The sequence below is a fragment of the Streptomyces sp. NPDC056883 genome, from assembly GCF_042788835.1.
Taxonomy (GTDB): domain Bacteria; phylum Actinomycetota; class Actinomycetes; order Streptomycetales; family Streptomycetaceae; genus Streptomyces; species Streptomyces stoeckheimensis.
In genome coordinates, this window is sequence record NZ_JBHUBS010000020.1 from 111,704 (window position 1) to 129,505 (window position 17,802).

15 protein-coding genes and 1 pseudogene are annotated in these 17,802 nt (G+C 73.2%); 8 read left to right on the forward strand and 8 right to left on the reverse strand.

Features of this window, described 5'->3' with window-relative positions:
• Nucleotides 1–80: 80 nt before the first annotated feature.
• A complete protein-coding gene (locus ACFRU2_RS34705) occupies nt 81–3,440 on the forward strand; it encodes a CHAT domain-containing protein (RefSeq protein WP_382979915.1) in 3,360 nt (1,119 codons plus the stop codon).
• Here the strand turns inward: ACFRU2_RS34705 and ACFRU2_RS34710 are convergent.
• Nucleotides 3,412–4,174: pseudogene (locus ACFRU2_RS34710) on the reverse strand (CehA/McbA family metallohydrolase); the annotation flags it as partial. The gene ACFRU2_RS34705 and the pseudogene ACFRU2_RS34710 sit on opposite strands and share 29 nt — an antisense overlap.
• Before the next feature lie 284 nt (nt 4,175–4,458).
• On the opposite strand from ACFRU2_RS34710, the gene ACFRU2_RS34715 reads away from it, so the two are divergent.
• On the forward strand, nt 4,459–6,477 hold the full coding sequence (locus ACFRU2_RS34715; protein ID WP_382979917.1) for a glycosyl hydrolase family 8: 2,019 nt from the start codon (nt 4,459–4,461) through the stop codon (nt 6,475–6,477).
• Nucleotides 6,478–6,555: 78 nt separating this feature from the next.
• Here ACFRU2_RS34715 and ACFRU2_RS34720 read toward each other — a convergent pair whose 3' ends face one another.
• The gene (locus ACFRU2_RS34720; RefSeq protein WP_382979918.1) at nt 6,556–7,170 is read right to left on the reverse strand and encodes a cysteine hydrolase; all 615 of its coding nucleotides are present in this window, start codon (nt 7,168–7,170) and stop codon (nt 6,556–6,558) included.
• A 76-nt stretch (nt 7,171–7,246) separates the two neighbouring features.
• Between ACFRU2_RS34720 and ACFRU2_RS34725 the strand changes: the two genes are divergently transcribed.
• On the forward strand, nt 7,247–7,750 hold the full coding sequence (locus ACFRU2_RS34725; RefSeq protein WP_382979920.1) for a pyridoxamine 5'-phosphate oxidase family protein: 504 nt from the start codon (nt 7,247–7,249) through the stop codon (nt 7,748–7,750).
• Here the strand turns inward: ACFRU2_RS34725 and ACFRU2_RS34730 are convergent.
• Complete coding sequence (locus ACFRU2_RS34730; protein ID WP_382979922.1) at nt 7,747–8,691, reverse strand: LysR substrate-binding domain-containing protein; 945 nt, start codon at nt 8,689–8,691, stop codon at nt 7,747–7,749. The two genes, ACFRU2_RS34725 and ACFRU2_RS34730, sit on opposite strands and share 4 nt — an antisense overlap.
• Nucleotides 8,692–8,766: 75 nt before the next feature.
• On the opposite strand from ACFRU2_RS34730, the gene ACFRU2_RS34735 reads away from it, so the two are divergent.
• Nucleotides 8,767–9,780, forward strand: a complete 1,014-nt coding sequence (locus tag ACFRU2_RS34735) for a DMT family transporter (protein ID WP_382979923.1) — start codon at nt 8,767–8,769, stop codon at nt 9,778–9,780.
• A gap of 70 nt (nt 9,781–9,850) precedes the next feature.
• On the opposite strand, the gene ACFRU2_RS34740 is transcribed toward ACFRU2_RS34735, so the two are convergent.
• Nucleotides 9,851–11,182, reverse strand: coding sequence for an aminotransferase class I/II-fold pyridoxal phosphate-dependent enzyme (locus ACFRU2_RS34740; RefSeq protein WP_382979925.1), 1,332 nt, complete (start codon nt 11,180–11,182; stop codon nt 9,851–9,853).
• 37 nt (nt 11,183–11,219) lie between these two features.
• On the opposite strand from ACFRU2_RS34740, the gene ACFRU2_RS34745 reads away from it, so the two are divergent.
• Complete coding sequence (locus ACFRU2_RS34745) at nt 11,220–11,942, forward strand: pyridoxamine 5'-phosphate oxidase family protein (protein WP_382979926.1); 723 nt, start codon at nt 11,220–11,222, stop codon at nt 11,940–11,942.
• On the opposite strand, the gene ACFRU2_RS34750 is transcribed toward ACFRU2_RS34745, so the two are convergent.
• Together ACFRU2_RS34750 and ACFRU2_RS34755 are read right to left on the reverse strand one after the other, a co-directional pair.
• Nucleotides 11,929–12,960, reverse strand: a complete 1,032-nt coding sequence (locus tag ACFRU2_RS34750; RefSeq protein ID WP_382979927.1) for a DMT family transporter — start codon at nt 12,958–12,960, stop codon at nt 11,929–11,931. The genes ACFRU2_RS34745 and ACFRU2_RS34750 overlap by 14 nt on opposite strands.
• A gap of 165 nt (nt 12,961–13,125) precedes the next feature.
• Nucleotides 13,126–14,085: a DMT family transporter gene (locus ACFRU2_RS34755; RefSeq protein WP_382979928.1), complete on the reverse strand. Its 960-nt coding sequence runs from the start codon at nt 14,083–14,085 to the stop codon at nt 13,126–13,128.
• A gap of 192 nt (nt 14,086–14,277) precedes the next feature.
• On the opposite strand from ACFRU2_RS34755, the gene ACFRU2_RS34760 reads away from it, so the two are divergent.
• Nucleotides 14,278–14,706, forward strand: a complete 429-nt coding sequence (locus tag ACFRU2_RS34760) for an SRPBCC family protein (protein WP_382979929.1) — start codon at nt 14,278–14,280, stop codon at nt 14,704–14,706.
• A gap of 128 nt (nt 14,707–14,834) precedes the next feature.
• Here the strand turns inward: ACFRU2_RS34760 and ACFRU2_RS34765 are convergent, their stop codons facing one another.
• A complete protein-coding gene (locus ACFRU2_RS34765) occupies nt 14,835–15,455 on the reverse strand; it encodes a PadR family transcriptional regulator (RefSeq protein ID WP_382979930.1) in 621 nt (206 codons plus the stop codon).
• Between the two features lie 151 nt (nt 15,456–15,606).
• On the opposite strand from ACFRU2_RS34765, the gene ACFRU2_RS34770 reads away from it, so the two are divergent.
• Nucleotides 15,607–15,963 (forward strand): hypothetical protein, encoded by a 357-nt coding sequence (locus tag ACFRU2_RS34770; protein ID WP_382979931.1) that lies wholly within the window; start codon nt 15,607–15,609, stop codon nt 15,961–15,963.
• 117 nt (nt 15,964–16,080) lie between these two features.
• Complete coding sequence (locus ACFRU2_RS34775) at nt 16,081–16,899, forward strand: PhzF family phenazine biosynthesis protein (RefSeq protein WP_382979932.1); 819 nt, start codon at nt 16,081–16,083, stop codon at nt 16,897–16,899.
• 25 nt (nt 16,900–16,924) lie between these two features.
• Here ACFRU2_RS34775 and ACFRU2_RS34780 read toward each other — a convergent pair whose 3' ends face one another.
• Nucleotides 16,925–17,668, reverse strand: coding sequence for a CPBP family intramembrane glutamic endopeptidase (locus ACFRU2_RS34780; protein WP_382979951.1), 744 nt, complete (start codon nt 17,666–17,668; stop codon nt 16,925–16,927).
• Between the last annotated feature and the right edge of the window lie 134 nt (nt 17,669–17,802).

Sequence of the window (17,802 nt, forward strand, 5' to 3'; positions counted from 1 at the left end):
GGGGGCCACCGTCCGGCCATCATGGGCCGCAGGGAACGACCGGACGGATTCACCGGGGCTGACGGGGGGGGCGTGGAGACATGGCGGACGAGGGGGAGAGCGGCGGGGTACGGGCGTTGCGGGCCTGGGCCGACGGGGCGGCGGAGCGCGCGGCCCGTCTGCTCGGGCCGGAGGACGAGAACCACCCGGCTTCGGCCGAAGAGTTCGAGGCGTCGGTCGCCGAACTCTCCAGGCTCCGGGAGCTCCTGGACCACGACCGGCTGCTGCTCGGCAGGGTCACCCTGATCCTCGGCGGCCTGCTCGCCATGCGCCACTTCCAGGGCCACGGCGCACCGGACGACCCGGAACGGGCCCGGCGCCTCCTGGAGGAGGTACGGGATCCGGCGACGGCCGCCGGGGAGCTGATGACGGACGAGGACCGGCAGTGGGCGGCGACGTTCCTGTTGATGGTGTCGAGCCCCACCCCGCCGGGCCGCGCGGCCGGATTGCCCGCGGACATGTGGTCCCTCATCGACCGCGCCCTGGTGACGGATCCCGCACAGAACGCCGCCGAGATCGCGCGGATCTCGGCGCTGGCGGCCGAGATCGACAAGCTGCCGACGCTGCCTCCGGAACTCCGCGGCCAGTTGCAGCAGATGCAGGACATCCTGGCGTACGCGAAGGGCGACCGGTTCGACCCCGACACGCTCCTGACCATGCTGCCCCCCGATTTTCCGCTCCTGGATCAACTGCAGACCCTGGCGGGCCTGATCCCGCCGAGCCCCGGCCCCTCGGCCCCTCGGGAACCGGGCACCACCCCTTCGACTCCGGAGTCCGCACCCGCGACGGAGAAGGCCGAGGAACAGACCGACCCCGCCGTCACGGGCGCGTGGTTCACCGCCATGCTGGGCCTGACGGAGGCCATGCGCTCCGGCGACCCCGAGTCCCTCAACCAACTCCTCGAGCGGCTCGGCGGACATCTGGACAGCCTGCCGACGGGGCACGACCAGGCCTCCGAGATCCAGAACCTGATGCGCATGGTGCTCCAGACGGCCGCGCCGCTCGGGGGCAGCCGGGTCGACGGCGTCGAGGCCCTCCGGCACATGGATTCCGTCGTCGACCACTACACGCGGAGGGCAGCCGTTCACCCCGGAGAGGCGCACCTCGCCGTCGCGGCTCAGGCGGTCAACCTGATGGTCGGCATGCGGGCCGCGGAGGAAGCGCAGGACGAGGCCGGGGCCCGGCGGCTGATGCGCGAACTGGACGCGCTCGAAGCCTCCGTGCCCGCCGATCATCCGTTCCGCTGGATGGTGCTGCTCGTGCACGGTTCCGCACTCGTATCGTTCGGCGAACTCACGCGCGACGACGCGGCCGTCGTGCGCGGCCTGGAGCAGCAGGAGGCTGCCCTGACGTCCAGGCCCCAGGACGAGACCGCGATCTTCCCGGCACAGGTGGCCACCGTCATCGAGGGGCTGCGGGCCTCCCGGGCCGTGGTGAGCCGTGCTCCGGACCTCATGCCCGGCCCCGCCGCGCCGGCCGCGGGCGGCACGACGGGTACCCGGTACCTCGCCGCCATGACGGCGGGCCTCCGGTACTCCACCTCGCAGGACCCCGCCGACCTGGACGCCGCCATCAGCGGACTGGAGCACGTCCGCGAGGAGGTCCGCCAGGGCCGGTCGCAGCTCTTGGCCTTCTCCGCGCTCTGGCAGCTCGCGGAGTACTACCGGATGCGTCTGGGCCTCGCCCGGGACCCCGCGGACCAGGACGCCGCCACGGACGCGGCGATGGAGTCACTGCAGGCGCTCGCCGGTGACGTCGTCCTGCAGTCCGGCCCCGACCACGGCCTGCTGACCGCCCGTACCGGGGCCGAGCGCGGGGTGCAGGCCGCCATCTGGGCCGCTTCCCAGGGCCGCGTCGAGGAAGCGGTGGCCGCGCTGGAACTGGGCCGGGCCCTGGTGCTGCAAGCCGCGTCCGCCTCTCGGGCCGTACCGGAACTGCTGGAGGCCCGCGGCCACCACGGCCTCGCACAGGAGTGGCGCGCAGCGGCCCCGGACCCGGCACCCGGGGGATCCGCACCCGGAGCCGCAGCCGTACCCGAAGCGCTCCCCCGTGAACTGCCCAGTTCCCTGCGGCGCCGGGCCCTGGAGGCCCTGGGCCACCGCGAGCGGGACGGCGCCCTCTTCCGCACCCCCACGGTCGACGAGCTCAAGGCCGGGTTGGCCGAGGGCGACGCGGACGCGCTGGTGTACCTGCTCGCGGGCGAGGGCAGCACGCCGGGCATGGCCGTCGTGCTGGGCCCGGACATGGGCACGGGCGTACGGGCCCTGCCGCTCCTGTCCGGGGAGGAGAGCGGCCCCCTGGAGCGGTTCCTCGACGCCTCGGCCGCGTATCAGGTCCGGCCCCCCGCGCCCGGGGCCGCGCAGACCTGGGAGGACGCACTGTCCGAGCTCTGCGACTGGGCGACGGACGCGGTGATCCTCCCGGTGATCTCGGGCGTCGCGGAACGGCTCGCCGCGAACGAGAACCGGCGCAGGGACCGCCCCGGGGGCCCCAGGATCGTGCTGGTGCCCTGCGGCCGCCTGGGTGTGGTGCCCTGGCACGCGGCACGGCTGCCGGCCGAGGCGCCCAGCGACTACGTGTGCCAGATCATGGTCATCAGCTACGCGGCGTCCGGCCGCCAGTTCCTCAACACGGTCCGGCGCGGCAGGCGCGCCCCGGCGGACGCCCCCGTCCTCGTGGCGGACCCGACCATGAGCCTCCCGTACGCGGAGCTCGAAGTCCTGGCGCTCCAGCAGACCCTGTACCCGCGGGCGCGCCTGTACGGGGAGTTCTACGAGCCCCCCGTCACACCCGCCGCGGCCGGCACTCCGAACGACCTCCTCGCGGCCCTCGCCGGGGGCCCGTCCCTGCTCCACGTGGCCTGTCACGGTTCGGCCGGCACCAACCCGACCGCGTCGGCGCTGCGGCTGGCCCCCGAGACGGACGGGCCGGAGGGAGACCGGACCGGCGACCTGCTGACCGTCGCGCGGCTGCTCGATCACCCCGCGGGGGAACAGAACGCCCCCGACGGCCCCCTGGTCGTGCTCAGTGCCTGCGAGACGGACCTGAGCAAGCGCGACCACGACGAGGCGCTCACCCTGACGAGCGCCTTCGTGGCGAACGGCGCGCGGGACGTGGTGGGATCCCGGTGGGCGACCAGGGACTCGGCCGCGGCCCTGATGATGGCCGTGTTCCACCACTACCTGACCGTCGAGGGACTGAGCCCCGTGGACGCGCTCCACTCGGCCCAGAGCTGGATGCTCGACCCGGAACGCGAGAATCCGGGTTCCCTCGGCGACAGCCTGCTGGAGGAGCTGGCCGGCGGTCCGGAGCTGGACCACCCGGCGGTCTGGGCCGCCTTCGTCCACCAGGGCCATCCGGGCCCGTCCCGGGTCAGGAGTCGAGCCAGATCGGGTTCGTGAACGCGGCGGGTTTACCGGGCAGCGGTGGCGCCTGCGCCGGGTGGCGGACCTCCGCGCGGACGTACGCGGCCCGCGCGGGCGTCGTGCGCCACTCCAGGAGGTCGCCCCCGGCGCCGTGAAGGCGAGCCCCTGGTCCGTGACCAGCCACAGGTCGCAGGCCTCCGCCCCGGCCACCGACAGGCGTACGAGGACCTCCGCGGCGGGATGCGGTCCGGGTCGCGGTGGTAGTCGCTGTGCGCCAGGGCCGGGAGCCAGGCATCGCCGTGTGCGCCGCGCAGGGTTACGACGAGTCCGCCGGCCTGCCGGACGGCGCGGGCGAACCGCTCGAAGCGGCCGTCGCGGGAGCGGTAGCGCCAGTCGAAGAACGTGCCCGGGTCGGTGCCGACGGCCAGGACGCGGCCGGTGCGGGTGGTGATCTCCTCCCCCGCGAGGACGAGCAGGCCCCGGTCGACGGCGCCCGCCCAGGCGGTGTGGGAGCTGTGGGTGTTGTGTTCGGAGGTGTTGACGAAGTCCAGGCCCGCGGCCCGGGCGAGGCCGACGATCTCGGCCGGGGTGCTGCCGCCGTCGGAGTGCACGGAGTGCACGTGGCAGTCCCCGCGGAACCAGGCGCGACCGCGGCCGGGAACCCGTTCGGGCGGGTGGGTCACGGGGGCCGGGGGCGCCGGTTCGCCGTGCACGAGGACCACGGTGGTGGTCGGCTCCATGTCCGCGGCCTCGGCCGCGACGGAGGGTGGCGGCGGTCGTGGTCGCCGCCGTTGCCTGTGCCAGCAGTGCTCGTCTACTGAGGGCCATGCCGCCGAGCATCGCCGGTAGAGGTGAATCCGGCGTGAACCGGCGTGCGTTGCGCCGATGGACCGCGCTGACGGATCGGGCTGACGGATCGGGCCCGGGGTCTTGCGCGACACCCCGTTCCGTTCCTACTCTCTCCGCCAATGGTTAGGAACCATTCCTAACCATTGGCCGCGAGACCGAACCGGCCGCTCCCCCCACTCGTGCAGCACCCACCCGAGGACGCCCGATGTCACGAGCACATCAGCAACGCCCCGCGCACAGAGACCGCCGCCCCCACTGGCACCGCCCGCTGGCGGGCGTCGCCGCCCTCGCCGCCGCCATGGCGGGCCTCAGCGGCCTCGGCGCCCCCGCGGCGACGGCCGCCGTAGCCGGAATCTCGGCCCACGCCGCCACCGCCGCCGCCCCGGTGCTGGTCTCGACCGGAAAGCCCACGACCGCGTCCTCGGTCGAGGCGAGCGGCTTCGACGCGGCCAAGGCCGTGGACGCCAACGCCTCGACCCGCTGGGCCAGCGCGGAGGGCGTGGACCCGCAGTGGATCCGCATCGACCTCGGAACGGCGCACACCATCAGCCGGGTCAAGCTCAGCTGGGAGGCCGCGTACGGGAAGACGTACAAGATCCAGACCTCGAACGACGGGACGAACTGGACCGACGTCTACTCCACCAGCACCGGGAACGGAGCGACCGACGACCTGACGGTCACCGGGACCGGCCGCTACGTCCGCATGCACGGCACCGCGCGGGGCACCGCGTACGGCTACTCCCTCTGGGAGTTCGAGGTCTACGGCTCCCCGGTCTCCGGCGGCTCCGACACCACCGCGCCGAGCACTCCGGGCAGTCTGCGCGCGACGGCCACCACTTCGAACAGCGTCTCACTGGCCTGGAACGCCGCCACCGACGACGTGGGCGTCACCGGCTACGACGTCTACCGCGGCACCACGCAGGTGGGAACGGCCACCGGGACCTCGTACACGGACACCGGCCTCACGGCCTCCACCGGCTACGGCTACACGGTCAAGGCGCGGGACGCGGCGGGCAACACCTCCGCGGCGAGCAATGCGCTCAGCGTCACCACCCAGCCCGCGAGCGGCTCGGGTCCGGCCGTTCCGTTCGGCAGCCACACCCGCCCCTACACCGCCGGGACGCTGAAGCCGACCGGCGCCCAGGGCACGCTCGACCAGAAGACCATCGACTACTACACCCACTGGAAGTCCGCGTTCGTCCGGCAGAACTGCGGCAACGGCTGGTACCAGGTCATCTCCCCCGATGCCGACCACCCCTACGTGGCCGAGGCGCAGGGGTACGGCATGGTGATCGCCGCGACGATGGCCGGCGCCGACCCGGACGCGAAGAAGATCTTCGACGGTCTGACCAAGTGGACGATCGACCACCCCTCGTCGGTCAACCCGGACCTGCTCGCCGCGGAGCAGGACACCTCCTGCCGGAGCGTCAACGGCGGCGACGGCGCGACCGACGGCGACATGGACGTCGCGTACGGGCTGCTCCTCGCCGACAAGCAGTGGGGCAGCGCGGGCACGTACAACTACAAGGCCCTCGCGATCAAGCACATCAACGCGATCAAGAAGGACGAGCTCAACCCGTCCACCAACCTGCTCAAGCTGGGCGACTGGAGCAGCTCCGGCGACCAGTACTACTACATCACCCGCACCTCGGACTGGATGGTCGACCACTTCCGGGCCTTCCGCACGGCGACGGGCGACTCGGCCTGGGACACCGTCCGCACCGCGCACCAGAACCAGATCACCAACCTGCAGGCCTCGTACGCGCCGAACACCGGCCTCCTGCCCGACTTCGTCGTCAACACGAACTCCACCCCCAAGCCCGCTCCCGGTCAGGTCCTCGAGGACCCGAACGACGGCGCCTACTGGTGGAACGCCTGCCGGACCCCGTGGCGCATCGCGGACGACGCGGTGACCAGCGGGGACGCCAAGTCCCTCGCGGCGGCCCGGAAGGTCAACACCTGGATCAAGGCCAAGACGGGCGGCGACCCGAACAAGATAGCCATCGGCTACAAGCTCGACGGCACGCAGATCTCCGCCGGGAGCGAGGCGGCGTACTTCGCCCCGTTCGCCCTGGCGGCCATGACCGACCCGGGCAGCCAGGCCTGGCTGGACGCGCTCTGGAACAAGATGCTGGCCGCTCCGATCGACACCAGCAGCTACTTCTCGGCGAGCATCCAGCTCCAGGTCATGATCACCGCCTCCGGCAACCACTGGGTCCCGTAACCCGACGGGGAGTCGAAGGTACGGCCGCGCCGGCGGGCGCGGCCGTACCCGTGGGCCGACCGCAGTCCGGGTCGGAGGTCAGCGCGCCGGGGCCCACTGGGCGATGAGGGCTTCGGCCGTGGTGATGGCCGCGACGAGGGACAGGGAGTTGCGGATCACCTCGGCGGTGCAGGCCGCGGGGACGCCCGCGATGGCGTCGGAGGGGACCACGACCTGGTAGCCGAGGTTCACCGCGTCGAAGACGGTGTTCGGGATCGCGATGTTGGAGGAGACCCCGGTGACGACGAGGGTGCGGACGCCGAGGTTGCGCAGCAGGGCGTCCAGGTCGGTGCCGGCCATCGGGGAGAGTCCGTGCAGCCGGCGCACCACGAGGTCCTGCTCGGCGACGGTGATGGGCGCGGCGACCTCCACGGCCGGGCTGCCGGTCAACTGGCGCACCGGCAGCTTCCCCGCGGCCCGGAACAGCCGGGCGTTGGCATTGGCCCCGAGCCCGTCCGGCCGCCGCTCGGCCACCGCGTGCAGCACCTGCACCCCGGCCCCGCGCGCGGCCTCGACCAGCGCGGCGACCCGGTCCAGCATGCCGGAGTCCCGCGCCTCCTTCGCCAGCTCCGGGAGGGCGCTCTCCTCCCCGACGACACCGTTCTGGCACTCGACGGTGAGCAGTGCGGTGGTGGCGGGATCGAGATCGGCCATGGCTCCCCCTGGCGTGGTGACGGAAGAGCACGCATGATTCCTGACACATAGTCAGATGTGAAGGGGCGCGGGCCATATGGACAGCACACCGGTGGACGGCACGCTCGTGGACGGCACGTCCGCGGACAGGGCGCAGCGGCGGGGCCGCCGCATCATGATGACCGGCGAGGAAACGGACGCCTTCCTGCGCGAGCAGCGCACCTGCCGGGTGGCCACGGTCTCCCCGGACGGGCGCCCGCACGTCGGCGCGCTCTGGTTCGTCTGGGACGGCACTTCCCTGTGGCTGTACTCGATCACCCGCAGCCGCCGCTGGTCCGACCTCCGCAAGGATCCCCGCATCTCGGTGGTCGTGGACGCCGGCGAGGCCTACGACGAGCTGCGCGGGGTCGAACTGTCCGGTACGGCCGTCTTCGTGGGCGAGGCACCCCGTACGGGCGAGCCGTGCGAGGAACTGGCGGAGCCGGAGCGGCTCTTCCCCGTCAAGAACTTCGGCATCACGGAGATGCCGCACGACGGCCGGCACGCCTGGATCCGGCTGACACCGGACTCGATCGTGTCCTGGGACTTCCGCAAGATCTAGGCCGTCCCGCCGACCGCCCCGTCCGCCACCCGGGCCTCCCCGGCAGCGACGGAAGCCGCCCTCCTCAAGGCCTCGACGGCGGCCCGGATCGACGGCCGGCGGTCGGCGTCGGCCCGCCAGACGACGTACACGTGGCGCCGGACGCTGTCGCACACCGGCAGCAGCCGGACCCCCGGCGGCACGGGTCCGCGCCCCAGCCGGGGGGCCACGCACACGCCCAGTCCGGCCTCGACGAAGGCCAGTTGGGTGTGGTGCTCCTCGGCGATGTGCGTGATCCGGGGCTCGATGCCGGTGCCCCGCAGGGTGGAGACGAGCCACTCGTGGCAGAACTGCCCCTCGGTCCAGGAGATCCAGTCGTCCTCGCCGAACTCGGCCAGGGAGATCCCGTCGCGGCCGGCCAGCGGATGCCCCGCCGGCACCGCGATGTCGATGGAGTCGTCCAGCAGGTGCGCCCGCGTGAGCTCGGCCGGTACCGGCATCCGCTTGCTGTGCCAGTCGATGGCGAGGGCCAGGTCGAGGTCGCCCCGGACCACGGCGGGCATGCTCTCCTCCGGCTCCTGTTCCCGTACCCGGGGCCGCAGTTCGGGGTGCTCGGCCCGCAACTCCGCCAGGACCTGCGGCAGCAGCCCCCGCATGGCGGTCGGGAAGGCGCCGATCCGCAGCTCGCCGACCGCGCACCCGCGCCGGGCCTCGACATCGGCCTGGGCGAGCTCGACCTGGGAGATGATCCGGGCCGCGTGCTCCGCGAGGAGCCTGCCGGCATCGGTGAGCCGCACCCCGCGCCCGTTCTTGGCCAGGAGGGGCTGGCCGACCTCCCGCTCCAGTTTGGCCATCTGCTGGGACACGGCGGAGGTGGTGACATGGAGCCCGTCGGCGGCGCCACTGACGGAGCCGTGGCGGGCGAGGGCATCGAGGGTGCGCAGCCGCTCCAAGTTCAACATGTAAGCAATCCTACGACGTCACCCGCAACAACTCTCGCTTGTCCTACGAGGTCGCGAGGGGCGAAAGTGGCTGTCATGAGCGCCCCCAGCACCCCGGTTCCACCGAGCACCCCGGTCTCACCCGGCACCAGCACCTCCCACCCGTCCCCGACCTCCTCCCCGGCCCCCGCCGGCGCCCCCGCCGGTGCCCCCGCCGCGAAGGTGCACCCCACCACCCGCCGGCTGGACTGGCGCCTGCGCTTCGCGGTCCTCTCGGTGATCTGGGGCTTCAGCTTCCTGCTGATCAAGGTGGGCACGGAGGCGTACGCCCCCTTCCAGGTCGCGCTCGGCCGGGTCTTCTTCGGCGCGCTCGCCCTGCTCACCGTGCTGCTGATCCGCCGCGAACCGCTCCCCCGGGGCCGGCGCACCTGGGCCCACCTGACGGTGGCGGCGCTGCTGCTCAACACCGCCCCGTTCTCCCTCTTCGCGTACGCGGAACTGAGCATCCCCTCCAGCCTGGCGGGCATCTGCAACGCCACCTCACCGCTGTGGGGCATGGCCCTGTCCCTGGTCGCGCTCTCCGAGGACCGCCCGACGCGCCGCCGCGTCGCGGGCCTGGGCCTGGGCTTCCTCGGCGTCCTGACCGTCCTCGGCGCCTGGCAGGGCTTCTCGGGCCTCGACGCCAAGGGCACCGCGCTCGCCCTGCTGGCCGCGCTCTGCTACCCGATCGGCTGGATCTACGTACGCCGCACCCTGGCCTCCACGCCGGGCTCCCCGGTCGCCCTGACCGGCGCCCAGCTCCTGGTCTCCACCCTGCAACTGGCCGCGGTCAGCGCGGTGTTCACCTCGGCCCCCACCTCGTTCCCGCTCTGGCCGACCCTGTCGGTGATCGCCCTGGGCGCCCTGGGCACGGGCATGGCCCTCCAGATGCAGTACGGCCTGGTCACGGAGGTCGGCCCGACCACCGCGCAGATGGTCACGTACTTCATCCCGGTCATCGCGACGACGGCGGGCGTCCTCCTCCTGGACGAACAGCTCCACTGGAACACCCCGGTCGGCGCGGCCGTCGTCCTGGCCGGCGCGGCCCTCACCCAGACCCGACGCCGCTAGGCCGGGGGCGGGGCCGATCGACACGACACCGATCGGCCCCGCCCCCGCACCCGCCCCCGCCTCCCCGCCGTCAGTCGAGCCGCCCCCCGGCCGCCGGGCGGACGGCCGAGGCCACCGCCTCCGCCAGCCCCGGTACGTCCGCCGGGGACAGCGTCGACATCGTCATCCGCACGGCCGGCCCCGATTCCACGCGGAACCGGGCTCCCGGAGCGACCGCCCAGCCCGCGCCCAGCAGGCGCGTCACCACCGCCGTCTCCTCGGCGACGGGCACCCACACGTTCATCCCGCTCCGCCCCTGCGCATGCACCCCGCGCCGGGCCAGCGCCGCGACCAGTCCGTCCCGGCGCTCCCCGTAGGACCGCGCGACCGCCGCGTGGTCGACCGCCCCGGCCTTCCACAGTTCCACCGCGGTGTACTGCAACAGCCTGCTCACCCACCCGGGGCCCAGTCGCTGCCGTCCGCGGACCCGGTCGAGCGTGACCCCGTCACCGGTCAGCACGGCCAGCCGCAGGTCCGGCGCGTACGCCTTCGCGGTGGAACGGATCAGCACCCAGTGGCGGGTCACCCCGCCGAGCGCGTTGAGCGGCAGGTCCACGATGCCGTGTCCGTGGTCGTCGTCGATGACCAGCACCTCGGGGTGTCCGGCGAGCGCCGCCCGCAGTTCCGCAGCCCGCCGCGCGCTCACCACCGCCCCGGTCGGGTTCTGCGCCCGGGCCGTGACGATCAGCGCCCGGACCCCCTGCGCCAGCGCCCGTTCCACCGAGTCGGGCAGCGGCCCGTCGTCGTCCACGGCCACCGGCACGACCCGTAGCCCCAGCGCCGGGACGAGGTCGAGCACGCTCCCCCACCCCGGATCCTCGACCCCGACCGCGTCGCCGGGCCGCAGGTGCGCGGCCAGTACCCGTTCGATGCCGTCCAGCGCTCCCGAGGTCACCGCCACGTCCCCGGCCGGCACCCCGTCCGCGTCGAAGGCGGCCCTGGCGAGCCGGGCCAGCTCCGGGACGACCGGGTCCTGGCCGTAGAGCGTCGGCTGGGCGGCGTACCGGCGGGCCGCGCCCGCCAGCGCCTCGTCCAGCGCGGGCAGCAGCCGCACGTCCGGGTTGCCGGAGGCGATGTCGCGCACCCCGGCCGGGACGGTCATCCGCAGTTCGTCGCGCGGCGCGGTCGCCGGGCGGGCCCGCACCCGGCTGCCGCGACGCCCGTCGGTCTCGATGACCCCGCGTTCGCGCAGCGTGCGGTACGCGGCCGCCACGGTGTTGGGGTTCACCCCCAGCACACCGGCGAGCTCCCGCATCGGCGGCAACAGCGCTCCCGGCGCGAGCGCGCCCGAGGCGACGCCCGCTTCCACACTCGCGGCGATTTCCGATGCGCGCCGCCCGATGATCAGATACTCTCCTAGCACAAAGCACAGTATGCACTAATACAACGGAGTCCGCACGATGAGCGTCACGCCTGCCCCCGAGACCACCACGGGTACGTCGACGACGGCAGCGCCCACCGAGGCGTCGGCCGCCGGGTACGCGCCCACCGGCCGTACCGTTCCGAGCCGGTACCGCGACCGCGCGCACTATGACCACGAGACGGTGCACTCGATACTGGACGCGGCCTACCTCTGCCACCTCGGCTTCATCCGCGACGGCGCGCCGGTGGTCCTGCCGACCCTCTTCGGCCGGGTCGGCCAGACCCTCTACGTCCACGGCTCCACGGGCTCGCGCCCGCTCCTCGCGGCCGGCAAGGCCGACCCGGGGCTGCCGGTCTGCCTCACCGTGACGCACCTCGACGGCCTGGTCCTGGCCCGCTCCGCCTTCCACCACTCGCTCAACTACCGCTCGGTGGTCGTGCACGGCACCGCCTACGAGGTGACCGACCCGCAGGAGCGCCGGATCGCGCTCGACGCCCTCGTCGACCAGGTCGTTCCGGGCCGCTCGGCCGACTCCCGGCCCCCGAACGCCAAGGAGCTCGCGGCCACCGCCGTGATCCGCCTGGACCTCGACGAGGTGTCCGCCAAGGTCCGCACCGGCGGCCCGGGCGACGACCCCGAGGACGTCGCCCTGCCCTACTGGACGGGCGTGGTCCCGGTCGCGCCGGCGTACGGGACCCCGGTCCCGGCCGCCGACCTCGCCCCGGGCATCCCCGTCCCGGACTACATCACCGCACTCTGACGGCCGCCTCGGCGGCAAGGGCGGGCCGGACCTCCGGCCCGCCCTCCCGCGTTTCCGGGTCACTGACGTCCGCCGGCCGCCGCGACTCGGCGGCGATCAGCGCCCCCACGGCCGTCAACAGGAGTACGGTGCCCAGCGCGACCGGGCCGGTCAGCCGCTCCCCGAGCACCAGGACGGCGATCGCCGCCGCGCCGACGGGCTCGATCAGCATGATCACGGACACCGTCGCGGCCCGTACCGCGGCGGCCCCGCTGAAGTAGAGCGCGTAGGCCAGCGCGGTGGGCACGGTGGCCATGTAGGCGAGCAGCCAGAGCACCCGGACGGGCTCCGCGGTGTGCGGCATCAGCCCCTCCACCAGGGCGAACGGCAACAGGCACGCCGCGCCCACCCCCACCGACCAGACGGTGGTGACCAGCGGCTCCCCGCCCGTGCCGCGCCGCCCGAGCAGCCTGGCCCGCAGGGTCATGGCCCCGTAGCCGGCGGCGGACAGCAGCGCCCAGCCGACGCCGAGGGGCCGCACCTCGCCGCCCCCGCTGCCGAGGACGAGCACGGCCAGCCCGGCCAGCGCCCCGCCGACCGCGACGGTCCCGCCCCGGCCGAGCCGCTCCCCCATCCAGTAGCGGGCCCCGAGCGCGATGAGCACGGGCCCGGATCCGAGGGTGACCACGGTGGCCACGGCGAGGCCGGTCTCGCGCACGGCGGCGAAGTACGCGGACTGGAAGAGGGTGAACAGCAGCCCGGTCCCGATGAGCGACCCCACCGAGGCCCGCGCCCGAACGGCACGCCCCCCTGCCCCTGCGCCCCGCGGGCGGCGGCGTAGGGCGAGGACCGGGAGCAGTACCGCCAGCCCGCCCGCGCACCGCCAGAACGACAGGGCGAGCGGGCCGAGGTCACTGGCGAGGTAGAGCAGCGAGGCCGCCGCCCCCGCCGTGCCCCAGGCGGTTCCGGCGATGACGAGGAAGAGCAGGCTGCGCCCGGTGGCGGGCGTGGCGGGCGTTTGGTCCGACTGAATCGACACGAGAGTTCTCCGCGCGTGCGTGAAGGATGAAAGGAGCAGGTCATCGCTTCGCGGGCAGCGCGAATCCGCCCGGGTCACGGCCCGGGCCGGGTTCTCCTACGTGGTGGCAGCCGCCCGCGCTAGGCGGCGGGCGGCGGAAGCACGGTCGTCAGCATGATCGAGAGCCTAGACCTTGCTCGGGTCGCGGTCCAGGGCGGCCACCGGCTCCGCGACCCCGGGCGCGGTCTGCCGGGAGGTCTGCGCGATGAAGGCCCCGCCCAGCACGAGCGCACCGCCGATGATCTGCCAGGTCGAGAGGTGCTCGCCGAGGAGCACCCAGGCCAGTACGGTCGCCACGACCGCCTCCAGGCAGGCCACCACACCCGCGACCTGCGGCGACAGCTTGCGCACGGAGACCACACCGGTCAGGTACGCGAACACCGTCGCGATCAGCACCACCCAGCCGAGCAGCACCGGCGCGGGCACCATCAGGTCGCCGAGCGCCGCGTCGCCGCCCAGTACCTGCCAGTCGATCTGCCAGGGCCGGGCGATCACGGTCATCACGAGGGTGCCGACGATCATGCCGTACGCGATCATGCCCATCGGGTCGGGCAGGTCGTCCCCGTCGCTGCCCTGGTCGGCGAAGACGAAGTAGAAGGCCTGGCAGCAGGCGGCCGCGAGGCCGAGCAGCACGCCGAGCAGGTCGAGGCTCAGCCCGGCCCAGATCTGCACCACGCAGGCGAGTCCCACGACGGCCACGGCGGCGCCGGCCGCGGCGGCCCGGGTCACCGGCCTGCGCTGTACGAAGCGGATCCATCCGAGCAGCAGCGCCGGGCCGAGGTACTCCAGCAGCAGGGCCACGCCGACCGGGATCCGGGACAGCGAGGCGAAGTAGAAGGCCTGGACGCCGGCCACGGCGACGAGCCCGAAGCCCGCGAGCAGCAGGGGTTTGCGGCGTACGAGATCGCGATGGCGCCAGGCCAGCGGGGACAGCACGAGAGCCGCCCCGGCCACCCTGAGCCAGACCATGTGGAGCGGGTCCAGACCCGCCTCGATCAGCGGCTTCGCCGCCACACCCGAACCACCGAACGCGATCGCCGAAATGAGGGCGAGGCCCAGCCCGGCATGTCTCCCTGACGCTTGCATTCGGACATCATGGCAGGCCCCGTCAGGAGCGACAGACCGGTGACACCTGTTGAGACGCTCCCGAGACCGACCCGACACCGACCGGGTCCGCACCCACCCCGCTCCTCCAAATCTGACAGGTCGTCAGTCTTGAATGTTGCGTCCGCCGGGACTACCTTCCGCCGCACGTACCTGACGAGAAGGGGTGGTCGCATGGCTGAAGTCACCGCGGAATCACGCATCGAGGCGTCCGCCGCGAAGCTCTGGTCCCAGCTGACCGACTGGGACGCTTACGGCCAGTGGAGCATGACCCACACCAACTTCCCGAAGGGCGGACCCGAGACCCTCGCCCTGGGGTCCACCTTCACCGAGGACATGAAGATGATGGGCTTCCCCGCCGAGGTCCTCTGGACGATCTCGGAGCTGGAGGACGGCCGCGTCTTCGCGCTCACCGGCAAGGGCCCGATGGGCGTGGCCATCCTGACCCGCTACACGCTGACCCCGGACGGCGGGGCCACCACGGTCCGCATCGACGGCGAGTTCACCGGCGCCGCGGTCTCCCTCATGGCGGGCAAGCTCAAGGACTCGGCCACCGCCGCCCTGAACGAGTCGCTCCGCAAGCTCTCCGGCCTGGTCGCCTGAGCCCCACCCCCGAACGACCAGGTCCGTAGGCACACGGACACGACGGCGCGCCCCGCGAGGAATCCCGGGGGGCGCGCCGTCATATCGAAAGGCCCGCCCGACCCACACCCACTCGCACTCACTCACACTCAGTGCTCGTCGGCCAGGATCAGGTAGAGCTTCTTGCGGGCGTCGTTGATGACGGCGAGGGCCTTCTCCCGCTGCGCGGGCGTGCCGGTCTTGAAGACCTGCCCGAAGGCCTCCATCAGGCCGAAACCGGCCGTCCGGACCTCGTTCATCGCCTCGAAGTCGAAGCCCCGGCCGGCCTCCGCCCAGGGGGCGTCCGGGCCGGACTCGGCCTCGGTGCGACCGGCGTCGGTGAGCGTGAACAGCTTCTTGCCGCCCTCGCTCTCACTGGTGATGAGGCCCTCGTCCTCCAGCAGCTGCAGGGTCGGGTAGACCGACCCCGGGCTGGGCTTCCACGCCCCGCCGCTGCGCTCGCCGATCTCCTGGATCATCTCGTAGCCGTGCATCGGCCGGTCGGTGAGCAGCGCCAGGATGGAGGCGCGCACATCACCCCGCCGGGCCCGGCCGCGCGGCCCGCCGCGGCCACCGCGCCCACCGAAGGGCCCACCGCCGAAGGGCGGCCCGAACGGCCCGAAGGCGGCACGTCGCCGCTGGAACTCCTCCCGACGGTCCGGCCCGCAGTGGCCGTGACCCCGTCCGTGCTCATGCCCGTGGTCGTGTCCGTGCTGTCCGTGTGAACGCATGACTGCGCTCCTTTCCTCATTCGGTGATTCGTTGTCGCTGATGCGATGTTTCCACTATCGCTGACCCATCGCGATGCGTCAACGATATATCGGAAACTTCCTCAACGAACAGCCGCGACCGCCTGTCCTCGCCGAGGTCGGGGCAGCGATCGTGAGCATCGCGGGCTGCAATAGCAGCGACCCCGGCGAGGACGGGCCGCCCCGGCAGGCCGACCCGGTCACCTCGTTCCTCCACGGCCTGCTGACCTTCGAGGACGTCTTCGCCTCCGGCGGTCCGCAGGTCACGGACACGTCCACGGGCGTCACCTTCCGGCCCAGCTGCTGCGACGGGCTGGAGGACTGGCGCGACTGGCACCAATTCGCCGACGGTGGCAGCCTGCTCGGATTCGGCCACGACCTTGTGTCGCCCATGGCCGAGCGCTTCGGCGACACCGTCCGGCTCACCCTCACCGCCGCCCTCGCCCGCGCGCTCGACCTTGCGACACCCGCCGTAGCGCCACAGCCGTAAGCCGCCGAACCTCGGATCGCCAGTCAAGGGGCGGGGAGCGACACGGGCAGGCAGCCAGTCCAGTCATCCCGAATTGGCCTTTGCGGCCGGCTCCGCCGCGTCCCTACGGTCGATGACATGCGCATCCGAATCGTCGACGCCTTCACCGACCGTCCCTTCGGCGGCAACCCCGCCGGGGTCCTGCTCCTCGAAGACGGGTTCCCCCGGGACTCCTGGCTCCAGCAGGTCGCCACCGAGGTCAACCTCTCCGAGACCGCCTTCGCCCATCCGCTCCCGCCCGGCGGCGAGGCGGACTGGGCGCTGCGCTGGTTCACCCCGGCCGCAGAGGTCGACATGTGCGGCCACGCGACCCTGGCCACCGCCCACGTCCTGGCCACCAGCGGTCTGGCCACGGGGACGGTCCGCTTCTCGGCGCGCTGCGGAATCCTGAAGGTCACCGCCGCCGAGGACGGGAGCCTGGTCATGGACTTCCCGACCTCCTCCCTGACCGAGGTCGAGCCGGACGCCGCGGTGGAGCGCGCGCTGGGCGCGACGGCCAAGTCGGTCCACGACACCTCCGAGCACATCGGGGACCTCGTGGTGGAGCTGGCCGACGAGCGGACCGTACGGGAGCTCACGCCGGACCTCGCCGCCCTGCGCGGCTACGCCCGGCGCGGGATCATCGTGACCGCGGCGGCCGAGGACCCCTCCCGCGGCTACGACTTCGTCTCGCGCGGCTTCTTCCCCGCGTTCGGCATCGACGAGGACCCGGTCACCGGCAGCGCCCACACCGCGCTGGCCCCCTTCTGGGCGCAGCGGCTGGGCCGCACGGAGCTGGTCGGCCTCCAGGGCGGGGCCCGCACCGGCCTCGTCCGGGTCCGGTTGCTGGGCGACCGTACGCTGCTGATCGGGCGCGCGGTCACGGTCGTCGACGGCGAGCTGCTCACCGCACCGTAGGCGTCCGGGCAGCCGGACGGTGCGCCTACGGCGTGGGCAGCCAGCCCACCTTGCCCGCCAGCAGGGCGTACCCGCCGAAGGCCACGATGTCGAGCAGCGCGTGCGCGACGACGAGCGGGCCGACCCGGCCCCAGCGCCGGTAGGCGAGCACGAACACGACGCCCATCACCACGTTGCCGATGAAGCCGCCGATGCCCTGGTAGAGGTGGTACGAGCCGCGCAGCACGGAGCTGGCCACCAGCGCGGCCATCGGCGACCAGCCGAGCTGCCCGAGCCTGCGCAGCAGGTAGGCCAGCACGATGACCTCCTCCACCACGGAGTTCTGCACCGCGGAGAGGATCAGCACGGGGAACTTCCACCACACGTCGGGCAGCGCCTCCGGCACCACCGTGAGGTTGAAGCCGGTCGCCCGCGCCCCCAGGTAGAAGGCCAGTCCCGCGCTGCCGATGCAGGCGGCGACGAGCGCGCCCCGGCCCAGGTCCCACCAGGGCCGGGTGCGGTCGAAGCCCAGCACCTTCAGCCCGGGCGCGCCCTCACGGGTCAGCAGGTGCGCGACGAGCAGGACGGGGACGAGCGCGCTCGCGATGCCGAACAGCTGCCAGGCCAGGTCCAGCCAGGGCCGGCCGGGGGCGTACGAACCGTTGAGCGTGGCGGCCTGGTCCTTGAGCCCGCCCGGCTTGGTCAGCGAGCCGATGAAGCTGATCAGCGCCGAGACCCCGCTCGCGCCCAGGGACAGCGCGAGCACGAGCAGCGTCTCGGAGCGCAGCATCCTGCGCCCGCTCGAACGCTCGCCGAGTTCGAGCTCCCCGACCTCCGGTTCCGGCTCCGTCCGCACGCCCGTCTCCCGTCCCGCCACCGCTGCGACATCTCGCGGGGCGTCCCGCCCCGATCACCCCATACTGC

Coding starts and splice junctions, on each gene's coding strand:
- ACFRU2_RS34705 (WP_382979915.1), top strand. CDS start 81: ATGGCGGACGAGGGGGAGAGCGGCGGGGTACGGGCGTTGCGGGCCTGG.
- ACFRU2_RS34715 (WP_382979917.1), top strand. CDS start 4,459: ATGTCACGAGCACATCAGCAACGCCCCGCGCACAGAGACCGCCGCCCC.
- ACFRU2_RS34720 (WP_382979918.1), bottom strand. CDS start 7,170: ATGGCCGATCTCGATCCCGCCACCACCGCACTGCTCACCGTCGAGTGC.
- ACFRU2_RS34725 (WP_382979920.1), top strand. CDS start 7,247: ATGGACAGCACACCGGTGGACGGCACGCTCGTGGACGGCACGTCCGCG.
- ACFRU2_RS34730 (WP_382979922.1), bottom strand. CDS start 8,691: ATGTTGAACTTGGAGCGGCTGCGCACCCTCGATGCCCTCGCCCGCCAC.
- ACFRU2_RS34735 (WP_382979923.1), top strand. CDS start 8,767: ATGAGCGCCCCCAGCACCCCGGTTCCACCGAGCACCCCGGTCTCACCC.
- ACFRU2_RS34745 (WP_382979926.1), top strand. CDS start 11,220: ATGAGCGTCACGCCTGCCCCCGAGACCACCACGGGTACGTCGACGACG.
- ACFRU2_RS34755 (WP_382979928.1), bottom strand. CDS start 14,085: ATGCAAGCGTCAGGGAGACATGCCGGGCTGGGCCTCGCCCTCATTTCG.
- ACFRU2_RS34760 (WP_382979929.1), top strand. CDS start 14,278: ATGGCTGAAGTCACCGCGGAATCACGCATCGAGGCGTCCGCCGCGAAG.
- ACFRU2_RS34765 (WP_382979930.1), bottom strand. CDS start 15,455: ATGCGTTCACACGGACAGCACGGACACGACCACGGGCATGAGCACGGA.
- ACFRU2_RS34775 (WP_382979932.1), top strand. CDS start 16,081: ATGCGCATCCGAATCGTCGACGCCTTCACCGACCGTCCCTTCGGCGGC.
- ACFRU2_RS34780 (WP_382979951.1), bottom strand. CDS start 17,668: ATGCTGCGCTCCGAGACGCTGCTCGTGCTCGCGCTGTCCCTGGGCGCG.